The sequence below is a fragment of the Actinoplanes sp. NPDC049599 genome, assembly GCF_044465625.1.
Taxonomy (GTDB): Bacteria; Actinomycetota; Actinomycetes; order Mycobacteriales; family Micromonosporaceae; genus Actinoplanes.
Genome location: NZ_JBITLX010000004.1, coordinates 48977 through 74190, shown reverse-complemented (window position 1 = coordinate 74190; position 25214 = coordinate 48977). Strand labels below are relative to the sequence as shown.

General features: G+C 73.5%; 22 protein-coding genes, 1 tRNA gene and 1 pseudogene. 12 read left to right on the top strand and 12 right to left on the bottom strand.

All coding sequences use genetic code 11. The features are described 5' to 3' along the window. Positions 1 to 17: 17 nt before the first annotated feature. Positions 18 to 647, bottom strand: coding sequence for a class I SAM-dependent methyltransferase (locus ACIBQZ_RS09305; protein ID WP_396088021.1), 630 nt, complete (start codon positions 645 to 647; stop codon positions 18 to 20). A 64-nt stretch (positions 648 to 711) separates the two neighbouring features. Further along, on the bottom strand, positions 712 to 1566 hold the full coding sequence (locus ACIBQZ_RS09300; protein WP_396088020.1) for a BTAD domain-containing putative transcriptional regulator: 855 nt from the start codon (positions 1564 to 1566) through the stop codon (positions 712 to 714). Positions 1567 to 1806: 240 nt separating this feature from the next. Here ACIBQZ_RS09300 and ACIBQZ_RS09295 point away from each other — a divergent pair, with 240 nt between their 5' ends. Both ACIBQZ_RS09295 and ACIBQZ_RS09290 read left to right on the top strand, forming a co-directional pair. Then, entirely contained in the window at positions 1807 to 2469 is a 663-nt protein-coding gene (locus ACIBQZ_RS09295; RefSeq protein WP_396088019.1) for a response regulator, read from the top strand. Between the two features lie 284 nt (positions 2470 to 2753). Further along, positions 2754 to 4049 (top strand): hypothetical protein, encoded by a 1296-nt coding sequence (locus ACIBQZ_RS09290; protein ID WP_396088018.1) that lies wholly within the window; start codon positions 2754 to 2756, stop codon positions 4047 to 4049. Positions 4050 to 4070: 21 nt separating this feature from the next. On the opposite strand, the gene serA is transcribed toward ACIBQZ_RS09290, so the two are convergent. The 3 genes from serA to ACIBQZ_RS09275 form a co-directional block, all read right to left on the bottom strand. Further along, entirely contained in the window at positions 4071 to 5306 is a 1236-nt protein-coding gene (gene serA / locus ACIBQZ_RS09285; RefSeq protein WP_396088017.1) for a phosphoglycerate dehydrogenase, read from the bottom strand. Between the two features lie 150 nt (positions 5307 to 5456). Further along, positions 5457 to 6374, bottom strand: a complete 918-nt coding sequence (locus tag ACIBQZ_RS09280) for an aminoglycoside phosphotransferase family protein (RefSeq protein WP_396088016.1) — start codon at positions 6372 to 6374, stop codon at positions 5457 to 5459. 99 nt (positions 6375 to 6473) lie between these two features. After that, positions 6474 to 6920 carry a MarR family winged helix-turn-helix transcriptional regulator gene (locus ACIBQZ_RS09275; protein ID WP_396088015.1) on the bottom strand — a complete coding sequence of 149 codons (447 nt, stop codon included), beginning with the start codon at positions 6918 to 6920 and terminating at the stop codon, positions 6474 to 6476. An 81-nt stretch (positions 6921 to 7001) separates the two neighbouring features. On the opposite strand from ACIBQZ_RS09275, the gene ACIBQZ_RS09270 reads away from it, so the two are divergent. Then, complete coding sequence (locus tag ACIBQZ_RS09270; protein WP_396088014.1) at positions 7002 to 8222, top strand: FAD-dependent monooxygenase; 1221 nt, start codon at positions 7002 to 7004, stop codon at positions 8220 to 8222. A gap of 181 nt (positions 8223 to 8403) precedes the next feature. Here ACIBQZ_RS09270 and ACIBQZ_RS09265 read toward each other — a convergent pair. The 5 genes and pseudogenes from ACIBQZ_RS09265 to ACIBQZ_RS09245 all read right to left on the bottom strand — a co-directional run. Beyond that, positions 8404 to 9462, bottom strand: a pseudogene (locus ACIBQZ_RS09265) (glycosyltransferase 87 family protein); the annotation flags it as partial. After that, positions 9459 to 10610, bottom strand: a complete 1152-nt coding sequence (locus tag ACIBQZ_RS09260) for a hypothetical protein (protein WP_396088013.1) — start codon at positions 10608 to 10610, stop codon at positions 9459 to 9461. The pseudogene ACIBQZ_RS09265 and the gene ACIBQZ_RS09260, both read right to left, overlap by 4 nt. Next, positions 10607 to 10918 carry a PadR family transcriptional regulator gene (locus ACIBQZ_RS09255; protein WP_396088011.1) on the bottom strand — a complete coding sequence of 104 codons (312 nt, stop codon included), beginning with the start codon at positions 10916 to 10918 and terminating at the stop codon, positions 10607 to 10609. The genes ACIBQZ_RS09260 and ACIBQZ_RS09255 overlap by 4 nt, the downstream gene beginning before the upstream one ends. Before the next feature lie 76 nt (positions 10919 to 10994). After that, positions 10995 to 11070: transfer RNA gene (locus tag ACIBQZ_RS09250), tRNA-Arg, on the bottom strand. Positions 11071 to 11139: 69 nt separating this feature from the next. Then, entirely contained in the window at positions 11140 to 12150 is a 1011-nt protein-coding gene (locus ACIBQZ_RS09245) for an alpha/beta hydrolase (protein WP_396088010.1), read from the bottom strand. Between the two features lie 181 nt (positions 12151 to 12331). On the opposite strand from ACIBQZ_RS09245, the gene ACIBQZ_RS09240 reads away from it, so the two are divergent. The 9 genes from ACIBQZ_RS09240 to ACIBQZ_RS09200 all read left to right on the top strand — a co-directional run bounded on the left by ACIBQZ_RS09240 (position 12332) and on the right by ACIBQZ_RS09200 (position 23471). Beyond that, the gene (locus ACIBQZ_RS09240; RefSeq protein WP_396088009.1) at positions 12332 to 13090 is read left to right on the top strand and encodes a single-stranded DNA-binding protein; all 759 of its coding nucleotides are present in this window, start codon (positions 12332 to 12334) and stop codon (positions 13088 to 13090) included. 690 nt (positions 13091 to 13780) lie between these two features. Beyond that, the gene (locus ACIBQZ_RS09235; RefSeq protein WP_396088008.1) at positions 13781 to 14788 is read left to right on the top strand and encodes a cobalamin biosynthesis protein; all 1008 of its coding nucleotides are present in this window, start codon (positions 13781 to 13783) and stop codon (positions 14786 to 14788) included. Beyond that, positions 14785 to 16323 carry a cobyric acid synthase gene (locus ACIBQZ_RS09230; RefSeq protein ID WP_396088007.1) on the top strand — a complete coding sequence of 513 codons (1539 nt, stop codon included), beginning with the start codon at positions 14785 to 14787 and terminating at the stop codon, positions 16321 to 16323. The genes ACIBQZ_RS09235 and ACIBQZ_RS09230 overlap by 4 nt, the downstream gene beginning before the upstream one ends. Then, the gene (locus tag ACIBQZ_RS09225; protein WP_396088006.1) at positions 16313 to 16921 is read left to right on the top strand and encodes a uridine kinase; all 609 of its coding nucleotides are present in this window, start codon (positions 16313 to 16315) and stop codon (positions 16919 to 16921) included. Before ACIBQZ_RS09230 ends, ACIBQZ_RS09225 begins: the two co-directional genes overlap by 11 nt. A 41-nt stretch (positions 16922 to 16962) precedes the next feature. Further along, positions 16963 to 18033, top strand: a complete 1071-nt coding sequence (locus ACIBQZ_RS09220; protein WP_396088005.1) for a M48 family metallopeptidase — start codon at positions 16963 to 16965, stop codon at positions 18031 to 18033. A 138-nt stretch (positions 18034 to 18171) separates the two neighbouring features. Beyond that, complete coding sequence (locus ACIBQZ_RS09215) at positions 18172 to 19521, top strand: dipeptidase (protein WP_396088004.1); 1350 nt, start codon at positions 18172 to 18174, stop codon at positions 19519 to 19521. Between the two features lies 1 nt (position 19522). After that, positions 19523 to 21034: an FAD-dependent monooxygenase gene (locus ACIBQZ_RS09210; protein ID WP_396088003.1), complete on the top strand. Its 1512-nt coding sequence runs from the start codon at positions 19523 to 19525 to the stop codon at positions 21032 to 21034. Positions 21035 to 21097: 63 nt separating this feature from the next. Beyond that, positions 21098 to 21304 (top strand): hypothetical protein, encoded by a 207-nt coding sequence (locus ACIBQZ_RS09205; RefSeq protein ID WP_396088002.1) that lies wholly within the window; start codon positions 21098 to 21100, stop codon positions 21302 to 21304. A 604-nt stretch (positions 21305 to 21908) separates the two neighbouring features. Then, positions 21909 to 23471 carry an ATP-dependent DNA ligase gene (locus ACIBQZ_RS09200; protein ID WP_396088000.1) on the top strand — a complete coding sequence of 521 codons (1563 nt, stop codon included), beginning with the start codon at positions 21909 to 21911 and terminating at the stop codon, positions 23469 to 23471. Positions 23472 to 23652: 181 nt separating this feature from the next. Here the strand turns inward: ACIBQZ_RS09200 and ACIBQZ_RS09195 are convergent, their stop codons facing one another. Both ACIBQZ_RS09195 and ACIBQZ_RS09190 read right to left on the bottom strand, forming a co-directional pair. After that, positions 23653 to 24087 (bottom strand): hypothetical protein, encoded by a 435-nt coding sequence (locus ACIBQZ_RS09195; RefSeq protein ID WP_396087999.1) that lies wholly within the window; start codon positions 24085 to 24087, stop codon positions 23653 to 23655. Positions 24088 to 24298: 211 nt separating this feature from the next. Beyond that, the gene (locus tag ACIBQZ_RS09190; protein WP_396087998.1) at positions 24299 to 25117 is read right to left on the bottom strand and encodes an SURF1 family protein; all 819 of its coding nucleotides are present in this window, start codon (positions 25115 to 25117) and stop codon (positions 24299 to 24301) included. Between the last annotated feature and the right edge of the window lie 97 nt (positions 25118 to 25214).

The window sequence follows — 25214 nt, the reverse complement described above, 5'->3', positions numbered from 1 at the left end:
AAAGCATTTCCGGGTCGTTACGCCGACAGTTTTGTGGCGTGCATCTCCCACACCCCGGTGGTCAGCGCCTCGGTCTCCTCGAGCGCGGCGGGGACCGGCACCACGTACTCCGCCACCCGGGTGAACAGCCGCTCGGGGAAGTACCCCCGGCCCGGGTCGCCAACCAGGACCCGGGCGCCTTCGCGGGCGGCCCGGCGCAGCCGCGCGGTCATCCGATCGGCGACCGTGCGGGTGTAGAAGACGTCGCCCGCCAGGATCACCTCCGCCGGCACGTCCAGGTCGGCGATGTCGACCACGCGGGTGTCGACGGTGACCCGGTTGGCGGTCGCGTTGCGGGCCGCGGCGGCCACCGCGAGCGGGTCGACGTCCATCGCGGTCACCCGGGCGGCGCCGGCCCGGGCCGCGGCGATCGCGGCCACGCCCGAACCCGAGGCCACGTCGAGCACGGTGCGGCCGCGCACGATCTCCGGGTGGTCCAGCACGTGCCGGGCGAGCGCCTGACCGCCGGCCCAGACGAACAGCCAGAACGGCGGCGGCACGTCACTGCTGAACGCGCCGCCGGTGCCGTCGAACAACCCCACCCCGCCGCCGGCCAGGTGCAGGGAGATCTCCGGAGCCAGGGGTACGGGCAGCAGCGTGGTGTCCACGCCGGGGATTCTTCGCCGTCGGTGCCCGGACCGCGCGATATTTGACCTGCGTCACAGTGTTGCGTCAGGCGGCGAGCTCCGCGGCGCGGCGCAGCAGGCCGGTCACCGAGTCGGGCCGGTGTGGCTCGCCGGCGGCCGCCAGCACCGCGGTGACCGCCAGATCCAGCGGGGTGCCCGCGCCGTCCTCGCGCAGCAGCTCCAGGAACAGCGCCCGGGTCTCGAGGGACGGCTCCACGCCCAGCCCCTCGGCCAGCTCCCGCCGGCACCGGTCGTACGCCCGCAGCGCCGCCACCCTGTCCCCGAGCAAACGGTGCGCGGCCATCGTGATCGCCCAGCCGCGCTCCGCCACCGGGTCCAGCCCGACCGCACGCTCCGCCAGCGCCAGCGCGCCCTGCGGGTCGCCGGCGACGAGGGCGTGGCCGCCGCCGTCGAGCAGCGTCGCCACCAGCCGGGCCCGGTACCGCTCGCGGGCCTGGTTCGCCCAATCGTGTTGTTCCACGTCCTCCAGCAGGGGACGGGCGGCCAGGTGCGCGGCGGCGGTCAGCGGGCGCAGGGCGCGGCCGGCGGTCCGGCCCGAGGCCGCGGCGAGCAGCTCGTCGAAGCGGGCCACGTCGACGCGTACCTGGTCGGCCACGAGGGAGTAGCCGCCGTTGCGCGTGGTGATCACGGAGTCACGGGTCTGCCCGTCCGGGTCGAGTCGATGGCGCAAAAGGGACACATAACTCTCCACCGTGGCCTGATGGTTGGCCGGCGGGCGTCCGCCCCACAGCAGCTCGGCCAGCTCCGCCTTGTGCAGGTCGCCACGCAGCGCGAGCAGGGCGAGAATGTGGCGGGGCTTGACGCCACCGAAGTCGCGGCCGGTCAGGCGTACGCCCCGGGTGCGGACTTCGAGCCGTCCGAAAAGCTGGATGTCGTACATGGCGTAAGACCTTCTACGGGTGGGGGTCACGCGACAAGCCCCCGCCGCATCGTTCCGCACCCCGAAAGCGAGGGGTCAGGTCCACCGAAGATACGAGTTGTGGGGGCCGCTCGGACTCATCCGCTCGGCGCGCGTACCGAGCGATCGACGTGGCTCGCAGGTGCTGTCCGGCTGTTGGTACGCCTTGGCTTCCGGCGCGGGACACATAGACTTCCAGCGCTGGCGGATCAGGAGGCTTGAATGGTGGGCGAGGCGATCACGGTGCTCGTGGTGGACGGGCATCAGACGTTCGCCGAATTGCTCGGCGTGGCGTTGGCCGGTCAACCGGATCTGCGCTATGTCGGACATGCACGTACAGGAGAGCAGGCAATCCGGCTCGTGCAGGAACTTCGGCCGAATGTGGTGCTGATGGATCCGGACCTTCCGGACGCGGACGGGATCGCGATCGCCGAGTTGCTGCGGCATCGCCAGCCCGACACCCGCTTTGTGGTGCTGACGGCGAACAACGAGTCCGCCCTGGTGGGACGCGCGACCGCGGCCGGCGCTTCCGGCTTCCTGTCGAAGAACGGCCCCCTGGGCGACGTGCTCAACGCGGTGCACACGGCACACGGCGGCGGCATGACCGTGTCGACCGACATCCTGGCGCGGCTGCTGCGCAGCACCACGCCGGTGGTCGGTCCGCGGGCCGGCGGGCTGACCGCCCGGGAGCACGAGGTGCTGGTGCTGATGGGCTCCGGGCTCGACCCGCGGGCCATCGCCCGGCGGCTCGGCATCAGCGTGCACACGTGCCGCGGCTACGTGAAGGCGGTGCTGGGCAAGCTCGGCGCGCACAGCCAGCTGGAGGCGGTCGCGGTGGCTACCCGGCGTGGCCTGCTCAGCCCCGGTCGGCATAACGGAGAGTAATTCACGCTGGTACTCATCCGACAAGCCGCGGCATCCGTACTTCTCGCTGGAGCGCTACTGGAAGATTGTCGGCGCCGGCGCGAGTTGGAGGGCATCGCGTGGAACGTACCTTCACCGATTCGTCCGATGTGTCCGTTGCGCTGACGGTCCCCGGTTCGACCTCGGGTGCCGACTGGGCCAACCGTGACAACGCCTCGCTGTACCGCCGGACCGACGCCGACCCGGCTCCCTATCGGCGACCCCCCGCCGAGAACTCGTTCCGTGACGATGCTGATGAGGAAGACATGGCCGACTCCCCGAGCTGGAGTGCCTTCGGTTCCCCCGCCACCGGTTCCGCGTCCGAGGGGTCAGGCGCGGACCACCCGGCCGCCGACCCGCCGGAGCCCGCGTACGGCCCGGCACCGCCCGCCGGCCCCGGGCGCGCGTCGTTCGGCTTCACCGCCGGTCCGATCAGCGGCAACCACGCCGGCGGCCGCGAGCCGACCTCGGGCGCGCCGTTCCTGCCCCCGCCGGCCGGTCCCGCGCCGCACCCCGTCCGGTCGATGACCGGCGAGTCGGCGGCGGTCCGGGCCCGGCAGGCGTCCGCGCTCCGGTCGACGACCGGCGAGTCCGCGGCGGTGCAGGCCCGGCAGCCGCACCCGGTGCGGTCGATGACCGGCGAGTCCGCGGCGGTCCGCGCCCGGCCGCAGCGCCCGGGCCCGCCGGCGGACCAGGACGAGGGCATCGGCGACTTCATCGGCGGCCCCGGCCGCGAGATCCGCCCGCACCGCGCCGCCCGGCACCCGCACGCCGCCGCCGCCGAGCAGGCCTTCCTGGCCGAGCCGCCGCGCCGCAGCCGCGGCGTCATGATCGCCGGCGCGGTGCTGAGCATGGCCGTGCTGCTCGGCGCGACCGTCGCGGGCGTCACCTACTTCTCCGGCTCCGAGAAGAGCCTCACCTCGGTGCTCGAGCTCGGCGCGGGCAAGTCCGACGACCGGACCGCCACCGCCGCCATGGACGGCCGGACGGCGGCGTCGTTCGAGCTGACCACCGCTGTTACCAAGGTCACCATGCGCAGCGAGGACCTCGGCGACGACCTCTACCGGATCTCCACCGCCGAGGACGCCGGCATCATCCCGAAGCCCGTGGTGTCGCAGGACCGGGTGCAGCTCAACCTCGTGCCGGACGGTGACGGCAGCACCGGGGCGGTCGAGGTGGTGCTCACCTCGAAGGTGATGTGGAACCTGCGCTTCGCCGGCGCCACCGACGAGCAGCACATCGACTTCACCGGGGGTGAGATCGGCGGCATCGACCTGGTCGGCGGCTCGCGGGTGACCGAGATCGCGCTGCCCAAGCCGGCCGGGACGGTCGCGCTGAAGGTCACCGGCGCGGTCGACGAGCTCTCGCTGACCTCGCCGGCGGGCAACCCGGTGCGGGTGCGGATGCAGGGCGGGGCGAAGACGGTCGCGGCGGGCGCGCGCACGCTGCGCGACGTCAAGCCGGGCTCCACGCTGACCCCGAAGGGCTGGAAGACCAACGACCGGTACGACGTGACCGCGCAGGCCCGGGTCACGCTGCTCTCGGTCGAGACCGTGAAGTAGCGCGCCCCGGGCCGGCTCGGCTCACTCGTTGGACAGCACCCGGAGCCGGACCGTCTGGCTCATGCCGCGCAGCTGCTCCAGCACGTCGTCGCTGTAGCTGCCGCTGATGTCCGTGATCAGGTAGCCGTACTCGCCGCGGGTGCTCAGCAGCTGGCCCTCGACGTTCACCTGGTGCTCGGCGAGGATGCTGTTGACCTGCGCCAGCACGCCCGGCATGTTCAGGTGCACGTGGATGACGCGGCTCATGTCGGTGCTGGCCGGCAGGGCGACGCTGGGCAGGTTGACGCTCAGCGTGGTGTTGCCCTCCTGCACGAAATTCACCAGCTTGGTGGCCACGAAATCGCCGATGTCCGACTGGGCCTCCTCGGTGGACCCGCCGATGTGCGGGGTGAGGATGACGTTCGGCAGGCCGCGCAGCTCCGAGCGGAACTCGTCGCCGCGGCCCTTGGGCTCGGTCGGGAAGACGTCGACGGCCGCGCCGGCGAGGTGCCCGCTGACCAGCGCGTCGCGCAGGGACGCGTGGTCGACCACGATGCCGCGGGACAGGTTGAGAAAGAGCGTGCCGGGGCGCATCTTGGCGAACTGCTCGGCGCCGAAGAAGCCGGCGTTGCCGGGCCGCCCGTCGACGTGCAGCGTCACCACGTCGGAGCCGGCCAGCAGCTCGTCCATGGTCGAACAGCGCTGGGCGTTGCCCAGGGCCAGCTTGTCGGCGGTGTCGTAGAAGGACACCCGCATGCCGAGGTTCTCCGCGAGCACGGAGAGCTGGGTGCCGATGTTGCCGTACCCGACGATGCCGAGCCGGCGGCCGCGCACCTCGTGGCTGCCGTTCGCGGCCTTGTCCCAGATGCCCTGGTGCATGAGGTTGTTCTTCTCGGTGAGCCGGCGGGTCATCGCGATGATCTCCGCGAGCGCGAGCTCGACCACGGACCGGGTGTTGGAGAACGGCGCGTTGAAGACGGCGATGCCGGCCTGGGAGGCGCCGGCCAGGTCGATCTGGTCGGTGCCGATGCAGAACGCGCCGATGGCGACGAGGCTGTCCGCGGCCGCCAGGACCTTCGCGGTCACCCGGGACTTGGACCGGATGCCGAGCAGCCGCACGCCCGGGATGCGCTCGACCAGCTCGGCCTCGTCGAGGGCGCCGGCGACGGACTCGACCTGGTAACCCGCTGCCTCGAGCCGGGACACCGCGTCCGGGTGAATGTTCTCGAGCAGCAGGACTCGCACCTTGGCTTGGTCGATCATCACTTTCCGTTCCATGTCGGATTCTGGTGCACGTGGGCGGGTGACGCCCGGGCCGCCACGCCGAAGCCCAGGTCAGGCGTACCAGCCTAATGCCCCGGATTGCCCGCTCCCCGAGGGTGTGCCGGAGCTCCCATCTGGCGGTCGGGCCGGCGCCACGCCGCCGGGTCAGCGCGGCAGGCGCTCGCGCAGCCAGGGCAGCATCGCGTCGGCCTGGGCCCGCTGGAACGCCCGGACGTACGGGATGCCCGGCGAGGGGTGCCGGGAGCGCTCCAGGAAGTCGCCGGTGAAGCCCGCGATCAGGTCGGTCGCCACGGGCGGGTCGATGCCGTCCAGCAGCCGGTCGCCGGGTCCGCCGTGCACCAGCACGTTCATCGCCAGCAGCACGGTGTCCAGCCAGGCCGGCCCGATGCAGCCGTACGGCCAGTCGACGACCACGACCGAGCCGTCCGGGCGTACCAGCAGGTTGTCGGCCCGCACGTCGCAGTGCACCAGGGTCGACCCGGTCGCGACCGCGGCCAGGCCGCGGTCGGCGGCCGCGCGGAGCTCGTCCAGGTGGGCGACCACCCACGGGTCGAGGTCGGCCGGCGGGTCGGCCGCCAGCCGGGCCCACCCGCCGAAGTGCGGCGCCAGGTGCTCGGCGGCCCGCGGCACGCCGGTGACCGGCGCCGGCGTGACGGCGGCGGCGAGCTCCTGCAGCGCCCGCACGGTCGCGTCGATCTCGTCCGGCACCCACGGGGTACGCGGATGCCGGCCCTCGACGTCCTCGTGGATCAGCACCACCCACTCGCCGTCGTCCAGGCTCCCGAGCAGCCGGGGCACGGGCGCGTCCGCCGGCATCCGTGCGGTCACGTACGCCTCGGCGCGGGCCAGCTCGACCGAACGGGTGTTGAGCGTGGCGCTGACCGCCTTGACGAAGGCCCGCCGGCCGTCGCGGGTGACCACCCGGTCGGCGGTCCCGGGCGAGAACCCGCCGGCCTGGGAGACGGCACTGACCACCGGCGCGCCGATGACCGCCTCGATCGGTGCTCTGAGCTGCTCCGGCAGATCGGCCCAGCCGATCCGCACGCCGTATGTCCGGGTCATCCAGCAACCTCCGTCTCCACGGACTCTCCGGGATCTTTGCAGCCCCGCAAGGATCCGCAACCGGACTTTGTCGCACGGCAGCGAGGGCGGGCCCGTGGATCAGGGCCGGCGGCTGGCCGCCACCGCGGCCATGAAGTCGGTGATCACGGCGAGCTGCTCGTCGTCGTAGCGCTTCAGCAGCTCGACCATGCCCTGGGCCTGGCCCGCGTAGTGCGGGTCCACCCGGGCCGCGATCTCCTCCTGGTTCAGCGACACGATCACCTTGCGCCGGTCGCCGGGGTCGCGGTCACGGCGGACGAAGCCCGCGTGCTCCAGGCGGTCCAGCACGCCGGTCACGGTGCCGGTCCGCAGGCCGGTCAGCTCCGCCAGCCGGCCCGGGGTCAGCGGGCCGTGCATGTCCAGCAGCGTCATGAACTGGGCGTCGCTGGGGCCGAGCTTGAGCTGCTCCGCCACCTGGTGGCTGAAGAGCACCGCCGCGGCGATCATGCGGCGGGTCGACTCGACGATCGCCGCTTCCCGCCCGCCGCGGGAATCACTCGTGGACACAAGTATCTCGCATTCGCTAGTATCTCGACTGAACGAGATAATCACCGGTACGAGGGATTTTCTCATGGGGGAGGGATCCGGATGACAAGAGCGCGCACGGCCCTGGTGGTGGGCGGCGGTGTCGCGGGGCCCGTCGCGGCGATCGCGCTGCGGCGGGCCGGCATCGAGGCGACCGTGTACGAGGCGTACGACCGGCAGGCCGACGGGATCGGCGGTGAGCTCATGCTCGCGCCCAACGGCATGGCGGCGCTGGCCGCCGTCGGCATCGCCGACGAGGTCGCGGCGGCCGGGGTGGCCACGCCCCGGATGGTCATGGAGACCGGCAGCGGCAAACGGCTCGGCCAGTTCGAGGACCTGCCCGGGGTCCCGACCAGCCGCACGTTCACCCGGGCGCGGCTCTATCGCGCGCTGACGGACGCGGCGACCGCCGCCGGCGTCCGGATCGAGTACGGCCGCCGCCTGACCGGCTGCACCGACGACGGCGCCCGGGTGACCGCGGTCTTCGCCGACGGCAGCACCGCCGAGGGCGACGTGCTGATCGGCGCCGACGGCATCCGCTCGACCGTCCGGGGCCTGCTCGACCCGGCGGCGCCGCAGCCCCGCTTCTCCGGCCTCGTCGGCGTGGGCGGCTGGTGTCACGACCACGGCCTGCCGAGCACAAACGGCGCCATGCACCTCGCGTACGGCAAGCGGGCCTTCTTCGGCTACCGCATCGGCGACGACGGCACGGCGGGCTGGTTCGCCAACGTGCACGCGAGCCGGATGCTGACCACCGCGCAGGCGCGCGAGATCCCGGCGACCGAGTGGCTGCGGCGGCTGCGCGAGCTGTTCGCCGGCGACACCCTGCCGGCGCTGCGGCTGCTCGACCGGGTCAGGCCCGAGGAGTTCGTGACCGTGGGCGGCCTGCAGGACATGCCACCGGTGCCGGTCTGGCACCGCGGCCGGGTGGCCCTGGCCGGCGACGCGGCGCACGCCATGACTCCCAGCTCCGGGCAGGGCGCGTCGCTGACCATCGAGAGCGCCGTCGAGCTGGCCCGGTGCCTGCGGGACCTGCCGGTCGAGCAGGCCTTCACCAGCTACGAAGGGCTGCGGCGGCCCCGGGTGGAGAAAGTGGCCGCCCGGTCGGCGCGGGTGAACAGCGACAAGGCTCCGGGCCCGGTCGGCCGGGTGCTGCGGGACCTGCTGTTCCCGGTGGCCATGCGCACCTTCTACGACCAGGAACGGATGTTCGGCTGGCTGCACCGCTACACCATCGACTGGGCCGCGCCGGCCGGGAGAGCGGCAGCAGCACCGCGATCGTGACCGCCAGCAGCAGCCGGGAATTGCTCCACAGTGGCGGCCCGAGTGCCGGCACCGGCAGCAGCATCACCACGAGCACCACCGCCGGCCACGCCCGGCGGGCCCAGGCCGGGCCGGCCACCGGCAACAGGGCGGCCAGCACCAGCCAAACCTGGTGGTGGGTCCAGGAGACCGGGGACAGCACCACGCTCGCCGTGCCGGTCAGCACCAGCGCGGAGAACCAGTCACCGGCGCGAGCCCGGCCGGCGGCCCGGTGCAGCGCCAGCGCGGCGATCGTGCCACCGGCCAGCAGCACAACGGCCGAGCGGGCCGGCGCGGAGAGCTCCAGCCGCAGCAGCGCGGCGTTCAGCGACTGGTTGCCGACGCCGGTGAGGTGGCCGAGCCGGCTCACGTGCGCCACCTCGGTGGTCCAGAACCGCCACGAGTCACCGGGCAACGCCAGCCCGGCCAGCGCGCCGCAGGCCCCGAACGTCGCGGCGGCGAGCACCGCCGCGCGGCGCCGGCCGGCCAGCCACAGCATCGGGATGAAGATCAGCGGAGTCAGCTTGATCGCCGCGGCCAGCCCGATCAGCAGCCCCTGCCACCGGCTCCGCCGCAGCGCCAGCACGTCCACCGCGATCATCGCGGCAAGGAAGACGCTGACCTGGCCGAACTTCAGATTGGAGGCGACCGGCGCGGAGAGCACCAGCACCAGGGCGTAGGCGGGCGCCCGCGGGCCCAGCAGCCGGGCCAGGCCGGCCACGGCGGCGAGCGTGGCCAGCGTCCAGCCCAGGTGCAGCGCGAAGGTGGGAGCTCCGGCGAGCGGCAAGAAGACCAGGCCTGCGAACGGCGGATAGGTGAAGGGGGCGTCGCCGGCGCTGATGAAGTCGTACAGGCTGGCGCCGTGGGTCAGCCCGTCGACCGCGCCGGTGTAGACGCCGAGATCGGTGAGACGGGCGTGCGGCGGGCGGGTCAGCGCGACCCAGGCGGAGATCAGCGCCGCGAGCGCGGCGGGCAGCCACAGCAGGGCGGTGCGCACGCTGCGCTGCTCGGCGGCGGCCGGCAGCGGCTGACCGGTGAGACGGTACGCACGGCGGCCCGCCGACCAGGACGCCTCGATGAGGCCGGCGCGCTGCAGGCGTACCAGAATCGGGTAGAGCGTCCCGCTGGACAGGCCGGCGTGCCGGGCCAGATCGAGGCCGTGCCGGGCCTGCCCGGGCCGGGCGGCCAGGCCGGCCAGCACGGCGGCCCGCGCGCCGCTCATGTCGCTCGGCGGGCCGTGCTGGCGAGGTGGGCCACCAGCAGTCCGATCAGGAGCGCGACGGCCAGCCGGCCGGCCGGATGGGCGAGGAAGCCGAAGCCGAACACCGCGGAGTTGTCGACCAGCCGGTGCAGGGTGAGCTCGGCGGAACCGCCCGAGCGGCGCAGCAGCTCACCGATCGCCAGGCCGCCGAGCCCGGCCACGACGCCGAGCGCCACTTTGCCGGCGGCGTCCCGGGGCCGGGCGGCCGCCTTGTCGGCGGCGTCCCGGGTCCATTCGGTTGCCGAGAGTCGGGACGTGCCGCGCCTCAGCAGACCGGCGGCGACGGCGACCGCGCAGAGTGCCAGCGGGCCGATCATCGCGGAGGCGTTGCCCAGCAGCACGTCGGAGGCGTGGAAGGCGGGACCGGACTGCTGGAGGCTGCCGAACGTGGCGGTGCCGTCGGCGAAGTAGGCACCGAAGTCGGCGACCCCGCCGGGCAGCAGGGCGAGGGGGAACCAGGCCGGCGCGGAGGCGGCGCTCACCCCGAGAACCGCGGCGGCGTGCAGCGAACCGGCGGCAGCGGCGACGTCCAGCGCGATCAGGCCGCCGGCGACGGCCGTCACCCCGGCGAGCCCGTTGCGGCCGGCGGCGCGCAGGCGGGTGCTCACCCGTACGGTCAGAGCCATCAGGATCGTCCAGGCCAGCACCGCCGGGCCGACGTCGATCCAGCCCATGAACGGCATGACCGCAACCTGGTTGCCGGCCAGCAGGAACGCGTAACCGGCGGCACCCAGCAGCACCACCCGCCGTACGGTGGCCCGGCACCCGACCGTGGCCATCACCGCCACCGCGCCGACCAGCGCGACACCCCCGGCGACCCCGCCGAAGCGCCCCTGCGCAAGATGCACGGCGTTGACCAGAGCGGCGGCCAGCAGGGTCAGCGCGGCCGGGATGGCCCAGCTCACGCCCCGCTGCGCCCAGGTGACCGGCTCCTCGTCCGCCTCCTCGACGGCGGGGGAGAGGGCCAGACTGGCCGCGAAGGCGAGCTTGTGCGGGGCGTGGGCGAGCTCGGCATGCCACTCGCGGGTCAGCTCGTCCCGGAGATCGGCCGGCCAGCGCCGGGCCGCGCTGGTGACCAGGGCCCGCGCGAGGCGGTCGGTCGCCCTCATGCGAGCCGCGCTTCCGCGCCCCGGGCCAGCTGCGTCCGCATGGCCGTGACCTCCCGGCGGGCCTCGGCGGCGCCCTCCGCGGTGAGCCGGTAGTAACGACGGGCGGGACGGCCCTCGGCGGCCGGATCGGTCTGCTCCCAGCGGGACTCGACCCAACCGGCGCGCTCGAGGCGGACCAGGATCGGGTAGAGGGTGCCGCTGGGCAGGCCGGTGGCCTGCATGAGCTGAAGGCCGTAGCGCTCGGCGGCGGGGTCGGCGAGCAGGGCCGCCGCCACCTTGAGGACCGAGGCGGTCATCCGGGGAGCCATGTAGGCACTCTACATAGGGTCAGCAAGGGAGTCACCTCCGGGAAGACCGAGGTAGAGCGACTCATGATCGGTGAGCTGGCGCGCCCGGCAGGATTCGAACCTGCGACCGACGGATTAGAAGTCCGTTGCTCTATCCGCTGAGCTACGAGCGCCTGGCCGGCCCACGGCGTGTGCTGGCCAGCACATACTAGAGTTTCGCCGCCGCCCGGTCGAGCGGGATGTCAGGGCGCCCCGACGTCCGCTTTGTCCTCCGGGGCGGGCGGGACCGCGATCTCCGGCGTGCCCTTCGGCGGGACGAACGCGTCGACCCATCTGCCCAGTTCCTGGAAGAGTTCGGTGCGGACGTCCTTGCCGGACAGTGTCAGGTCGTGCATGCCGCCGTCGAAGCGTGCGATCGTCACCCGGGGGCCGAGCCGCGGCGCCCAGCGGACGATGTGGTCCACGTCCAGGACCGAGTCGCTCAGCCGGACGTCCTCGTGCCAGCTGCGGCCGCGGAAGGTCCGCGTCGAGCAGGCGACCAGGATCGGGGCGTCGATGGCCAGCCCGGCGCGCAGGCGGGCCTGGCCGCGGCGGATCGCTTCGAGCCATCCGGTACGGACCGGAAAGCCGTTCAAGGGCTTCCAGGCGAGATCGTACGTCCACTCACCACGGTGGTCGCTGTGCAGACTCTGCCCGTACAAGCCCAGCGTGCTCATCGGCAGCACCCGGTACGGGTTCCGGCCGCTCGTGCGCCCCAGCACGTTCATCAGCGGCCGGCGCAGCAGCCACGGCACGTTGAAGTCGAAGAACGGGCTGTTCAGGAACAGGCCGTCGACGATGCCCTGGTCGTGGCGGGAGTGCGACCACAGCGACGTGATCAGGCCGCCGGTGGAGTGACCGGCGACGAGCAGCTGGTCGTGGCCGTCGTCCTCGCGGATGATCCGGGCCGCCTCGTCCAGCTCCGGGTAGTACTCGGTGAGGCTGCGGGCGAAGTTCGGCGTCTGGTGGGCGAGCAGGCTGCGGCCGTACTTGCGCAGGTCCAGCGCGTAGAAGTCCCAGCCGCGCTCGACGAAGAAGTCGGCCAGGTGGGTCTGGAAGAAGTAGTCCACGAATCCGTGCACGTAGAGCACCGCGCGGCGCGACGGGGTGTCCCCGCGCCGCCGGATCAAGGTCGCGACGACCGCGCCCTCGTCATCGGTGCCCAGGTCGATGGTGTGCCGCTCGTACGGCGGGCCCAGAACGTCGGTCTCCACGCCGCCAGGTTACCCACGCGTAGGGAGCGTGGCGCCATAGCAGATCAGCTTGATTTTCCGCGCTCATCCACAATCCGCCGTTGTCCACAGGCCCGGAGAACTTCTGAAGCGGACATCGGGGCGGTCGGCGCACGCTGCTGGCCAGATCCCCCGACGTACTTCCCGTCATGAAGGAGACGCAGTGTTCGACATCAACATCGTGGTGGTCGGCAACGTCCTGACCGCGCCCGAGTGGCGCCGCACCGCGAGCACGAACGCCCTGGTCGCGAACTTCCGGGTGGCGTCCACCGCCCGCCGGATGGACAAGGAGACCGGCCGCTGGGTGGACGGCAACCACTTCCGGGTACGCGTCAACTGCTGGCGCCGGCTCGCCGAGGGGGTGGCGTCCTCCGTCACGGTCGGCGACCCGGTTGTGGTGGCGGGGCGCCTCTACACCCGGGACTGGACCGACTCGGAAGGCAACCTGCGCACCACGTACGAGATGGAGGCCGTGTCGGTCGGTCACGACCTGTCCCGGGGCAGAGGCCGGTTCTTCCGCAACAAGCCCACCGCCGCGAGCGCCACCGAGACCGCGGAGGCGGAGGGGCAGATCCGCGGTGAGGCGGCCCGACCGGTCGCCGAGGACGAGGCGCCCGCGGTGTACGGCGACGGCGTGCTGGACGGCGACGAACCGACGTTCGAGGACGTGCCGGCGCCGGTCGCGGACGGCGCCGAGGCGGTCGCGGCGCTGCGTGGCGGCTCCATCGAGCCCTTCGACACCATGATGGCCATCCCGGCCGGCGACCCGGAGCCGGCGAGCGACGCATCCGAGCGCCCCCCGGCCCCCGATCCCGCCCCGGCACCCGACACCGGCTCGGACGGCGCTCCCGCCCAGGGTGAGGCGCCGGCCCGCCGCGCTTCCCGGAGCCGGAGCAGCCGTCGCCAGCCGGTACCGGCGTGACCGCCTCATGAACTGCCGTCGTTGCGGGCCGGCAATCCCCCGTGGGTTCGCAGCGGCGGCACCGGATCGGCCCTCCCTTCCGCCCACCCGGCCGACTGCCCTGTGTTCCGGCGCCTCCTCAGCGGCCGCCACCGCACAGACAGGTCGACCGGTGAGCACCGGCTGCGGTGCGGGTGGCCGAGGGCCGGTCGCCGGCCGGCCTCGCCGGGGGTGTCAGCGAGGCCGGCCGGACCGGCGGGTGGGTACTCCGTGGTCGACACCCATCCGCCGGGCCCTTGCCGCGCGGCGTTCCGCGCCGCCGGCGGTCCGGTCGCCGCCGCTCTCTCCGGCGAGCGGTGGCCGGGCCCTGAAGATGCGGCGGCGGAAGGCTCCCGACTTCCGTCGCCGCCCGGACTCCGGTCGATCCGATGCCCTGGGTGAGCGTCGCGGACGACCGGCCCGGCGGGTGGGTATTCGGTGGCCGACACCCACCCGCCGACCCGGGCCGCCCGCCCCGCTCCGGGGCGCTCTCCCCGAGAGAAAGGCGCACCCGCTCGGCACAGCGGAACTGCGCCAGGAGCAGGGCGGGCGCCTCCCGCCGGCCGTCGTCCCCGGCACCGGGACGGCGGCCGGTCCCCGGGCGGAGTGACGCGCGCCCCGGAGGCCGAGCCGGGCAGGGCACCGAGAGGAAGGCTCACTAGGGTGACCGGGATGGAAAGAGCTGGGCGAACGCGCACCACGCGACCGGGTGTCCGGGGCGCGACCACGGCCGACGCGGTCGGGCTGCTGGCCGGGTTCGCGCTGGATGCCGTGCTCGGCGACCCGCGGCGCTGCCACCCCGTCGCCGGCTTCGGCCGGGCCGCCGGTGCCCTGGAGCGTCGGCTCTACGCGCCGCACCGGCGGGCCGGTGCGGCGTTCGCCACGGTCGCAGTGGGCGTTCCGGTGGCTGCCGGGCTGGCCGCATCCGTCCTGACCCGGCGGCAGCCCGTCGCTCGGGCCGTCCTGGTCGCCGCCGCGACCTGGACCGTACTCGGCGGTCGCACGCTGCGCCGGGAGTCCGCCGTCATGGCCGGCCACCTGGAGCGCGGTGATCTCGCGGCGGCGCGTGGGCGCCTCAACCATCTCTGCGGCCGGGACCCGTCCGCGCTCGACGCGCCCGAGATCGCCCGCGCCACGGTCGAGTCGGTGGCCGAGAACACCTCGGACGCCGTGGTCGCGCCGCTGCTGTGGGGCGGGTTGCTCGGCCTTCCGGGGCTGCTCGGCTATCGGGCCGCCAACACCCTCGACGCCATGGTCGGGCACCGGTCGCCGCGGTACGCCCGCTTCGGCACGCCGTCCGCCCGGCTCGACGACGTGCTCAACCTGCTTCCCTCCCGGCTCACCGGGTTGTTGACGATCGCCGCCGCGCCGCTGGTCAAGGGGAGCCCGGCCGAGGCGTTGCGGGTGTGGCGCCGGGATCGCAACGATCACCCCAGTCCCAACGCCGGCCAGTGCGAGTCGGCCGTGGCGGGGGCGCTCGGGGTCCGGCTGGGCGGGCGGAACGTCTACTCCGGGCGAACCGAGACCCGGCCGTTGCTGGGCGACGGACCGCGGCCCGCCGCGGGTCACCTGCGCTCGGCCGCCCGGCTCTCGGGCGCGGCCGGTGTCGGCGCCGTCGCGCTCGCCGCGGGCGTCGCGCTGGTCCGGTCCGGTCTGGTCCGTCGGATGGGTGGCCGATGAGCGGCGGGCTGCTGGTCGCCGGCACCACCTCCGACGCCGGCAAGAGCGTGCTCACCGCCGGGATCTGCCGGTGGCTGCACCGCCGGGGCGTCAAGGTCGCACCGTTCAAGGCGCAGAACATGTCCAACAACTCCGTCGTGGTGGTCGGCGCCGACGGGCGCGGCGGCGAGATCGGCCGGGCGCAGGCCATGCAGGCCGCCGCCTGCGGGATCGCCCCCGACATCCGGTTCAATCCGGTGCTGCTCAAGCCCGGCAGCGACCTCTCCAGCCAGGTGGTGCTGCTCGGGCAGGCGATCGACACGGTCACCGCGGGCAACTACCGGTCGCTGCGGCCGCGGCTGGCCGAGACCGCGCACGCGACCCTGGCCGAGCTGCGCGGCGAGTACGACGCGGTGATCTGCGAGGGCGCGGGCAGCCCGGCCGAGATCAACCTGCGGGCCGGCGACTTCGTCAACATGGGCCTCGCCAGGCACGCCGGGTTGCCGGCCATCGTGGTGGGCGACATCGACCGGGGCGGGGTCTTCGCGGCCCTGTTCGGCACGGTGGCGCTGCTCAGCCCCGAGGACCAGGAGCTGGTCAGCGGCTTTGTCATCAACAAGTTCCGCGGTGACCTGGGCCTGCTGCGGCCCGGGCTCGACATGATCACGGCGGCCACCGGGCGGCCGGTGCACGGCGTGCTGCCGTTCAATCTGGACGTGTGGCTGGACGCCGAGGACTCGCTGGCGTACGGGCGGGTGCTCGGGCGGCCCGCCGCGCCGCGCGGCACCGCCTGGCTGCGGGTGGCCGTGGTGCGGCTGCCGCGGATCTCGAACGCCACCGACGCCGAGGCGCTGGCCACCGAGCCCGGCGTGCAGGTGCGCCTCACGATCGAGCCGGCCGAGATCGCCGACGCCGACCTGGTCGTGCTGCCCGGATCCAAGGCCACGGTCAGCGACCTGACGTGGTTGCGCGAGACCGGCCTGGCCGACGCGATCCGCGCGCACGCCGCGGCCGGCAAGCCGCTCGTCGGCATCTGCGGCGGCTTCCAGATGCTCGCCGAGACGATCCACGACGACGTGGAGAGCCGCCGGGGCACCGTGCCCGGCCTCGGCCTGCTGCCGGTCGACATCACCTTCGGCGCCCGGAAGACCCTGGCCCGGTCGCGGGGCGCGGCCTGGGATCAGGTCCCGGTGAGCGGCTACGAGATCCACCACGGGTACGTGTCGGCCGGCGACCCGGCGCCGTTGCTGCGGTATGCGGACGGCACTCCGGAGGGCGCGGTCAGCGGCGTCGTCTGCGGCACGCATTGGCACGGCGCCTTCGAGTCCGACGAGTTCCGCCGCCGGTTCCTGACCGAGGCGGCGCGGCAGGCGGGCCGGCACGGCTTCGTGGTGGCGCCGGACACCCGCTTCGCGGACGTCCGCGAGCGCGCCCTCGACGTTCTGGGCGATCTCGTCGAGCAGCACCTCGACACCGACGCCCTCTGGCGGCTCATCGAGTCCGGTCCGACCCGTGGCCTCCCCTTCATCCCACCGGGTGCACCGGATGGCGGCTGAGACGTTCCTCTCGCTCACCGAGCGGATCCTCGGGCGGCCGCCGCGGCTCGGTCCGGTGCGGTTGGTGGCCGTCGACGGGCCCAGCGGCGCCGGGAAGAGCTGGTTCGCCGGGCGGCTCGCCACGGTCGCCGACGTGCCCGTGGTGCACACCGACGATCTGCTCGACGGGTGGGACGACCAGTTCAGCTTCTGGGCCCGGCTGGAGGAACAGGTGCTCGGCCCGCTGCGGCTCGGCCGTCCCGCCACCTACCAGCGGTACCTCTGGCATCGGCGGGCGTTCGGTGGCCGGCCGGTCGTGGTGGAGCCGGCTGCGGTCGTCGTGCTGGAAGGGGTGACCGCCGCCCGGCGGGAGATCCGGCCGGAGCTGTCCTTCTCCGTCTTCGTCACCGCGCCCGCCGAGCTGCGGTGGCGGCGAGCTTTGGCACGCGACGGCGGCGACGATGTTGCGTTCCGGGCGTACCTTGAGCGCTGGCGCGTGAACGAGGATCGGCACTTCGCCGCGGATGCCACCGCGGCGCACGTGGATCTGCTCGTCGACGGCGCCGCCGAGGGTTTCGACGATCGGTACGAACGGCTCTGGCCGGCGCCGCCGGACTGAACCACGATCAGCTGCGGGAGCGGCGGGAACGGGGACGGACGATGACGACCGACGACGACAATCGGCCGGCGCGGCGCCGGATCACGCTGACCGGCATCAGCTCGCGGGCCTGGGAGCACCCGGCCGACCGCGGCGCCTTGACCGCCCTGCGGGAGCTGCGCGGCTTCGACGACGTGGTGAAGGCGTTCTTCGGCATGTGGAACGAACGCGGCTTCCGCCTGCAGTACCTGGCCGGCTCGATCCGCGTCGACCACCGCCAGTACCCGCGGGTCTACCAGCGCTTCACCGAGGCCGCCGCCGCGCTCGACGTGGCCGAGCTGCCCGAGGTGTACGTGAGCCAGTCGCCGATGATCAACGGTCAGGCGATCGGCATGGACAAGCCGTTCATCGTCATCACCTCCGCGGCGGTGGAGAAGCTGGACGACGACGAGCTGCGCGCGCTGCTGGGCCACGAGATCGGCCACGTACGCAGCGGCCACGCCGTCTACAAGACGATCATGATGATTCTCACCCGGTGGGCCGCGAACGTGAGCTGGCTGCCGGTCGGCGCGATCGCCCTGCGCGCCATCATCGCGGCGATGTACGAGTGGTGGCGCAAGGCCGAGTTGTCGGCGGACCGCGCCGGCCTGCTCGCCGGTCAGGACCCGGCCGGGTCGCTGCGGCTGCTGATGAAGCTGGCCGGCGGCGGTGACCTCTCCCAGATCGACACGACCGCCTTCCTCGAGCAGGCGGCCGAGTACGAGGGCGGCGGCGACCTGCGCGACAGCATCCACAAGCTCGGCATGACCGCGTGGAGCAGCCACCCCGTGCCCGTCGCCCGCGCCGCCGATCTGCGCAAGTGGGTCGACTCCGGCGAATACGGCCGGATCCTCGGTGGCGACTACCCGCGCCGGGACTCCGACGGCAACGCCTCGGTCACCGACGAGGTCAAGGCCGCCGCCGACTCGTACCGGCAGGACTTCAGCACCTCGCAGGACCCGCTGGTCGGCCTGCTCCGCAAGCTCGGCGACGGCGCCGCTGACCTGGCCGGATCCGCCGCGCGCGGCGCCCGGGGCTGGGCCGGCAAGGGCCGCCGCCCCGACGAGGAGCCGCCGGCGCCGCCCGCCGGCTGAGTTATCCACAGGCCGCGAAGCAGGCCAGCCCGACCGGCCCCGCCCGGCTTAGGATCGCTGCATGAGCGAGCTTGCGAGCCAGTCATCACCTCCGCGTCCGACCCTGTTCATCGCGGGAGCGCCGGCGGGGGCGATGGCATGAGCCTGACCGAAGACGAGTTGCGGGCCGCGATCACGCGGGAGCTGCCCGGCGTCCGTGCCGACCTGGAGCGGCTGGTCCGCATCCCCGGGATCGCGTTCGACGGCTTCGACCACTCGCACGTCGAGCGGTCCGCCGAGGCCGTCGCCGAGCTGCTGCGCGGCTGCGGCCTCGAGGTGCAGATCGTGCGGGGCTCGGGCCAGCCAGCCGTCATCGGCCGCAGGGCCGCGCCCGCCGGCGCGCCGACGGTGCTGCTCTACGCCCACCACGACGTGCAGCCCGCCGGCGACCCGGCGCTGTGGACCAGCGACCCGTTCGAGCCGGTCGAGCGCGACGGCCGGCTCTACGGCCGCGGCGCCGCCGACGACAAGGCCGGCGTGATGGCGCACGTCGCCGCGCTGCGTGCGTTCGGGGATGCGCTGCCGGTCGGGGTCGTGCTGTTCGTCGAGGGCGAGGAGGAGTTCGGCTCCGAGTCGCTCGACGAGCTGCTCGAGACGCACAAGGAGACGCTGCGCTCCGACGTCATCGTCATCGCCGACTCCGGCAACTGGGACATCGGCGTGCCCGCGCTGACCACGTCGCTGCGCGGCCTGGTCAACTGCTTCGTCGAGGTCAGCACCCTCACCAACGCCGTGCACAGCGGCATGTTCGGCGGCCCGGTGCCGGACGCGCTGACCGTGCTGGCCCGGCTCATCGCCACCCTGCACGACGACAACGGCGAGGTGCTCGTCGACGGCCTGGCCCGCCGCGAGGCCGCCACGGTCGACTACCCGGAGGACAGGTTCCGCCACGAGGCCGGCGTGCTCGACGGGGTCAAGCTGCTCGGCGAGGGCCGGCTCACCGACCGGATCTGGACCAAGCCGTCGATCGCGGTGCTGGGCATCGACGCGCCGAGGACCAGCGAGGCCCCGAACGCCCTGGTGCCCAGGGCCAAGGCCAAGCTCAGCGTACGGCTGGCGCCCGGCGACGACTGGAACTCGGCATACGCGGCGATCCGTGCCCACGTCGAGAAGTTCGTGCCGTGGGGCGCCCACGTGGAGGTGACGCTGGAGAGCGGCGGTGAGCCGTGCGTGATCGACGCGACCGGTCCCGCCTTCGACGCCGCCCGATCCGCCTTCCGCGACGCCTGGGACGGTGTCGCGCCGGTCGACATGGGCGTGGGCGGCTCGATCCCGTTCATCGCCACGTTCCAGGAGCTGTTCCCGGAGGCGGCGATCCTGGTGACCGGCGTCGAGGACCCGTACGCGAGCGCACACGGGCCGAACGAGAGCCTGCACCTCGGCGAGTTCGCCCGGGTGTGCCTCGCCGAGGCGCTGCTGCTGCGCAACGTGGCTGCGCTGGGGAGCTGACATGGCCGCCGAGCTGAGCTGCGACGTTCTCGTGATCGGTGCCGGCCCCACCGGGCTGATGCTGGCGAACTGGCTGGTGAAGCTCGGCGTCCGGGTCGTCGTGGTGGACGGCAAGGAGGGCCCGACCCGCCAGTCACGGGCGCTCGTGCTCCAGGCCCGCAGCATCGAGGTGTACGACCAGCTCGGCATCTCGCAGCAGGTGCTCGCGGCGGCACACCGGGCCGAGGCGGTGGCGCCGGGCTTCGGCAGTCGCGTGTTCGGCCGGATCCCATTGGGGCCGCTGGGTGCGGGCGTGACGCCGTACCCGTGGATCGAGGTCCTGGAGCAGAGCCGCAACGAGGAGATCCTGTACGAGAACCTGCGTGCCCTCGGCGGCGAAGTCCGCTGGGGCCGGCAGGTCACCTCGCTGGCCGCCACCCCGGAGCGCGTCGAGGCCGTGCTCGGCGACGAGACGATCACGGCCCGGTTCTGCGTCGGCGCGGACGGGGCCAACTCGGTGGTCCGCCGGTCGCGGGAGATCGCCTTCGAAGGGGTGACAAACCCGCACACGTTCTACGTCATCGACGCCACGGCGGTGGGCGGCCTCGTCGGCGGCGCGATCAACGTCCGGCCGGGCGGCGACGAGTTCCTGCTCGGTTTCCCGATGCGCGGCCACGGGGCGTGGCGCCTGATCGGCCTGGCCCGTGACGACGACGGCGACGGCACGATGGCCGAGCAGGAGGCCCAGGCCCGGATCCGCCGCGAATTCGCGGTGACCTACACCGAGTCCCGCTGGTTCGCCACCTACAAGGTCCACCACCGCGTGGCGGCGAGGTTCCGCGACGGCCCGTTCTTCCTGGCGGGCGACGCGGCCCACGTGCACTCGCCGGTCGGCGGCCAGGGCATGAACACCGGCCTGCAGGACGCGCACAACCTGGCGTTCAAGCTCGCGGACGTGCTGCACGGCCGGGCCGGCGACGCGTGGCTGGACCGTTACGAGGCCGAGCGGCGGCCGGTCGCCAAGACCCTGGTCGCGACGACCGACCGGCTGTTCGGCTTCATCACCTCCCAGCGCCTGACCTTTCGCGTGCTGCGCCGGCTCATCGTGCCGCTGCTGGCGCCGGTCGGGGTGCGGCTGCTGCCACGGACCGCGGGCGGCTCGCGCTTCTTCGGGTACGTCTCGCAGATCCGGATCCGCTACCCGATGACACCGGACGGGCGGCGGGACCCGGTGGTCGGCCGCCGGCTGGCGTGGGCGGGCGGCAACCACGAGGTGCTGCGGTCCCTGAGCTGGCAGATCCACGGGTACGGCGGCATCGAGGCGGCCGAGGTGCCGGATCTGGGGCTGCCGGTGCACCTGTTCAAGCCCGCGCCGGAGACGCCGCTGGTGCCGGGGCAGCTCTATCTCGTACGGCCGGACGGCTTCGTGGCCGCGGCGGCCGCGCCGGCCGAGGCAGCCGCGATTTTCCGGCAGGCTATGCCGTCGCGGCCGGCCCGGGGCGCGGTCGGCGCCGAGGTCGCTGAGCCGACGTAATCCGCTCGCTTGATCGGGTGAGTCCTGCTGCACGCGGTCGATCACTCCTGATAGGATTCGAACATGAGTTCGAACGACGCTATCGTGGCGCTCCGCGCCGCCGGCAGTGCTCTGGGGGACGTCGACGTCTCCGGGTGGGACGAGACCGCCCTCACCGACCAGCTCGCCGAGCTGTCGGACGCCCTGTGCCAGCTCGACGCGCAGCTCAGCCGCGTCGCCGAGGCCATCCGCGCCCGCGGTTTCCGCATCACGGAGCCGGTGGCCGCCTGACTTTGTTCCATGTCCCCGGGCCGGCCGTCCGGCGCACCCCGTCGCCACGAGGCGCGCCGGACGGCAGGCCCCCGCCACCGGGTTCTCCCGACCCGGCCGGGTGGGAGGCACAGCCGGCAGTCGCAGGTCGTCGCCACGAGGCGCGCCGGCCGGCGGGCCCGCCACCGGGTTCTCCGCGCCGCGGTCGGTGGGTGCCACGGCAGGTCGGCGCACGTCGTCGCCACGAGGCGTGCTGGACGGCAGGCCCCCGCCACCGGGTGCTCCGTGCCGCGGCCGGCGGGTGGCACGGCCGGCCGGCGGGGTCGAGGGGATCATGCCTGGTCGGGTGACGGCCGGGACCGGGTCGCGCTGAACTGGCCCGCTGGGCGTGCGTCTCCGGCATGGTGGGTCTTGTGCGGAGGTGGTCACCTCGCCGCCGCGTCCGGCCCGCAAGTTGTGCCAGGTCCTTCCGGCCTGGTGCCGGCGATTTCGGCGCCCACCGCCGATCGGTTGCCCTGCCTCGCGGGTGCCCGATGCGGCGCGGGCGGCAGTTCGGTCCGGTTGCGAACGCTTCACGGGGGAGCGGATCGCGGCCGGCCCGCGAATGTCGTAGGTGGCTGCCAGGATGGGGTTCGTGCAGTTCCTCGACCTGGCAGCCACCTCGGCAGCCGTTACCGCCACGTCCGGTCGGAAGGCCAAGATCGACCTGCTCGCCGACGCCCTGCGGCGCCTCGAGCCGAACGAGCTGGCTCCCGGCTCCGCCTACCTCGCCGGTGAGCTGCCGCAGCGGCAGACCGGTGTCGGTTACGCCGGCCTGCGCGACCGGCCCGTGCCCGCCGCCGAGCCCAGCCTCACGGTGGCCGAGGTCGACGCCCGGATCGCCGCCATCTCCGTCGTCGCCGGCGCCGGCTCGCAGGCCCGGCGCCGGGAGCTGCTGGCCGAGCTGTTCGGGCGCGCCACCGCCGACGAGCAGCGCCTGCTCGTCGGCCTCTTCAGCGGTGAGCTGCGGCAAGGTGCCCAGTCCGGGTTGCTCGCCGATGCGATCGCGCGTGCCGCCGAGGTGCCCGCCACTGCCGTGCGCCGGGCACTGCTGCTCTCCGGCGACCTCAAACAGGTGGCGGTCGCCGCCCTCACCGGCGGGGCGACCGCGCTCGCCGACATCAGCCTGCGGGTCGGCACGCCGCTGACCCCGATGCTGGCGGGCAGCGCACCCGACGTCGGGGCCGCGCTGCTGGCGACCGGCTCGCCGGCCACCGTCGACGTCAAGCTCGACGGCATCCGCATCCAGGTGCACCGCTCCGGCGATGACGTCGCCGTGTTCACCCGCAGCCTCGACGACATCACGTCCCGGCTGCCCGAGGTCGTCGCCGCGGTGCGGGCCGTCCCGGCCCGGGAGGTAGTGCTCGACGGCGAAGCCATGGCGCTGGACGCCCAGGGACGGCCCCGGCCGTTCCAGGAGACCTCGAGCCGCGCCGCGACCCGGGGCGCCCGGCGCGGCGGGAGCGCCGGCCCGGCGGAAGGTCCTGCGCTGGTTCCCTACTTCTTCGACCTGCTGCATCTCGACGGCACAGACCTGCTGGACGAGCCGGGGCGGGTGCGCTGGGCCGCGCTGGCCGACGCGTTGCCCGCCGAGCTGATCGTCGGGCGCCGCACCGTCGAGACCGAGGCGCAGGCCACCGAGGCCTTCCGTGCCGCGCTCGCCGCCGGTCAGGAAGGCGTCGTGATCAAGGCACAGGAGGCCCCCTACGACGTCGGCCGGCGCGGCGCCGCCTGGGTCAAGGTCAAGCCACGGCACACGCTCGACCTCGTGGTGCTCGCGGTGGAATGGGGGCACGGCCGGCGCCAGGGGTGGCTGTCCAACCTGCACCTGGGCGCGCGAGACCCGCGGACCGGCGGTTTCGTGATGCTGGGAAAGACGTTCAAGGGCCTCACCGACGAGCTGCTGCGGTGGCAGACCGACCGGTTCAAGGAGCTGGCCGTCAACGACTCGGGCTGGGTGGTGACGGTCCGGCCGGAGCAGGTGGTGGAGATCGCCTTCGACGGGGTGCAGACGTCACCGCGCTATCCGGGCGGGGTGGCGCTGCGGTTCGCCCGGGTGCTGCGGTATCGCGACGACAAACGGGCCGAGGAGGCGGACACCATCGACATGGTCAAGGCCATCGGCCTGCCCGCCGCCCCCGAAGCTTGACCCGGCCGACAAACCGCCGACAAGACAGCAGCCGGCACGGACGTGGGCAGCGGGGGCCGCCCCACACGGCCGGGCGCCGGGCCGCTTCACGCGGACGCGTGCGGGCCGCCTCACGCGGACGCGTGCGGGCCGCCTCACGCTGAAGGGGGATGGTGATGGGAAGCCCCAGGCGCAGGGGAGGCTAGAGCGCGGCCAGGGAGCGGACGTAGTTGACCTGCTGATGCACGTAGGTGACCTGGGACTGGTCGGTCACCGGGATCCGCGCGACGTACTGGCGGGTCGCGTTGGTTACCGTCACCTGCACCGTTCCGCGCGGCACCGTCACCTTGACCAGCAGGAACAGCAGGCTGAAAACCGTCAGCACGCAGAAGCCCACGATCGCCGCGACGATCGCCCACGGCGGGATCTTCTGCTCGTTGTGCCAGTAGTCGTTCACCGTCCACGTCGAACCTGCCAGAGGGATGTCGCCGGCCGGGGTGTGCACGACCGTGGACGTCACCGCCATGTCGCCGATCTGGGCGATCACCGGGCCCGGCGCCACCGGCTCCGGGGCGAGCGGCTGTTCGGGGGCGGGCACGCTCCAGGGATCACTCGGCGTGGAGTCCGGAAAGGTCACTCCGCCGAGGTTAGTCCCGCCGGGAAACCTCCGCGAGACCAGCCGGCCGGGAATCAACCCCGCGGGAGCCCGCCGCGCTCGACAGCGCGCGAGCGGAGCGGCGCGCGGCCGCCGCGCCCGACGGCATGCGAGATGCCCCTACGAGATGTCGCAGCGAGGTGACATGCCGCGAGTGGCACCCCGGGCCAGGACCAGACGAAGGAAAGCGACCTCAGTCAGGCTTACGAGCGCCCGGCACCGCAGCCAGCCGCTCATCCGCCGCAGCCACCCGGTCCACCCGCTGCTTCGGTGCGTCCCCCTGAGCTTCCTTGCGTGCCTGCCATCCGTACGCCAGCAGGGCCATCACCGCGAACAGCCACCACTGCACCGCATACCCCCCGTTCTGCCACGAATCCTCGTGGTCGATCGGGATCGGCTCAAAACCCGGCTCCGGGTCGCTGACCAGCAGGTACGCGCCGTACACCGGGAACGGCAGCGCCGTCGCCAGCTTCGGCAGCGCGATTCGCCGGGTGTCGATGCGGCCGTCGCGTCTGGTCAGCGGCGCCGGGCGGCTTTCCGACAGATGCACCTGGCCGACCACCGTCACCTCGCCCGTCGGTGCGGGTGGGGCCACCGGCGCCGAGATCGCGTCGCCGTCCTTCGAGCGGACCCAGCCGCGGTCGACCAGCACCGCCGTGCCGTCGGTCAGCAACAGCGGCGTCACGATCTCGAAGCCCACCGCACCCCCGACCGTGCGACCGCGTGCCTGGATCTCGTGTGTCGGGTCGTACCGTCCGGTCACCGTGACCTTGGTCCATGCCGCGTCCTCGCCGGGTGACGCGCCCGGCTTGCCGGGCGCTGTCGGCTTCGCCAGCACGGATGTCATCGGCACCGCCGGGGTGGCGTCGGCCGCGTCGATGCGGGCGTTGATCGCGCTGCGCTCCTGGTAGCGGTGCAGCTGCCAGTTGCCGAGGAACACCATGATCACCGAGGCGGCCACGGTGAGCGCCGCGGCGGCCAGCCAGCGGGGCGTCAGCAGGAACCGGTACACGTTCTGAGGCTACCCGGCTCCCGGCGGTGGCTTTCGGCTGGCAGGTAGGGTGCGATGTCCAGCGGTAAATATCATGTCGCCGCCGTTTTCCGTATCC

What these genes read in the sequence shown, in the direction of transcription:
- ACIBQZ_RS09300 (WP_396088020.1), bottom strand. Translation starts at nt 1,566, where the DNA reads ATGTACGACATCCAGCTTTTCGGACGGCTCGAAGTCCGCACCCGGGGC.
- ACIBQZ_RS09295 (WP_396088019.1), top strand. Translation starts at nt 1,807, where the DNA reads ATGGTGGGCGAGGCGATCACGGTGCTCGTGGTGGACGGGCATCAGACG.
- ACIBQZ_RS09290 (WP_396088018.1), top strand. Translation starts at nt 2,754, where the DNA reads ATGGCCGACTCCCCGAGCTGGAGTGCCTTCGGTTCCCCCGCCACCGGT.
- serA (WP_396088017.1), bottom strand. Translation starts at nt 5,306, where the DNA reads ATGGAACGGAAAGTGATGATCGACCAAGCCAAGGTGCGAGTCCTGCTG.
- ACIBQZ_RS09280 (WP_396088016.1), bottom strand. Translation starts at nt 6,374, where the DNA reads ATGACCCGGACATACGGCGTGCGGATCGGCTGGGCCGATCTGCCGGAG.
- ACIBQZ_RS09270 (WP_396088014.1), top strand. Translation starts at nt 7,002, where the DNA reads ATGACAAGAGCGCGCACGGCCCTGGTGGTGGGCGGCGGTGTCGCGGGG.
- ACIBQZ_RS09260 (WP_396088013.1), bottom strand. Translation starts at nt 10,610, where the DNA reads ATGAGGGCGACCGACCGCCTCGCGCGGGCCCTGGTCACCAGCGCGGCC.
- ACIBQZ_RS09255 (WP_396088011.1), bottom strand. Translation starts at nt 10,918, where the DNA reads ATGGCTCCCCGGATGACCGCCTCGGTCCTCAAGGTGGCGGCGGCCCTG.
- ACIBQZ_RS09235 (WP_396088008.1), top strand. Translation starts at nt 13,781, where the DNA reads ATGGAAAGAGCTGGGCGAACGCGCACCACGCGACCGGGTGTCCGGGGC.
- ACIBQZ_RS09230 (WP_396088007.1), top strand. Translation starts at nt 14,785, where the DNA reads ATGAGCGGCGGGCTGCTGGTCGCCGGCACCACCTCCGACGCCGGCAAG.
- ACIBQZ_RS09225 (WP_396088006.1), top strand. Translation starts at nt 16,313, where the DNA reads ATGGCGGCTGAGACGTTCCTCTCGCTCACCGAGCGGATCCTCGGGCGG.
- ACIBQZ_RS09220 (WP_396088005.1), top strand. Translation starts at nt 16,963, where the DNA reads ATGACGACCGACGACGACAATCGGCCGGCGCGGCGCCGGATCACGCTG.
- ACIBQZ_RS09215 (WP_396088004.1), top strand. Translation starts at nt 18,172, where the DNA reads ATGAGCCTGACCGAAGACGAGTTGCGGGCCGCGATCACGCGGGAGCTG.
- ACIBQZ_RS09210 (WP_396088003.1), top strand. Translation starts at nt 19,523, where the DNA reads ATGGCCGCCGAGCTGAGCTGCGACGTTCTCGTGATCGGTGCCGGCCCC.
- ACIBQZ_RS09205 (WP_396088002.1), top strand. Translation starts at nt 21,098, where the DNA reads ATGAGTTCGAACGACGCTATCGTGGCGCTCCGCGCCGCCGGCAGTGCT.
- ACIBQZ_RS09200 (WP_396088000.1), top strand. Translation starts at nt 21,909, where the DNA reads ATGGGGTTCGTGCAGTTCCTCGACCTGGCAGCCACCTCGGCAGCCGTT.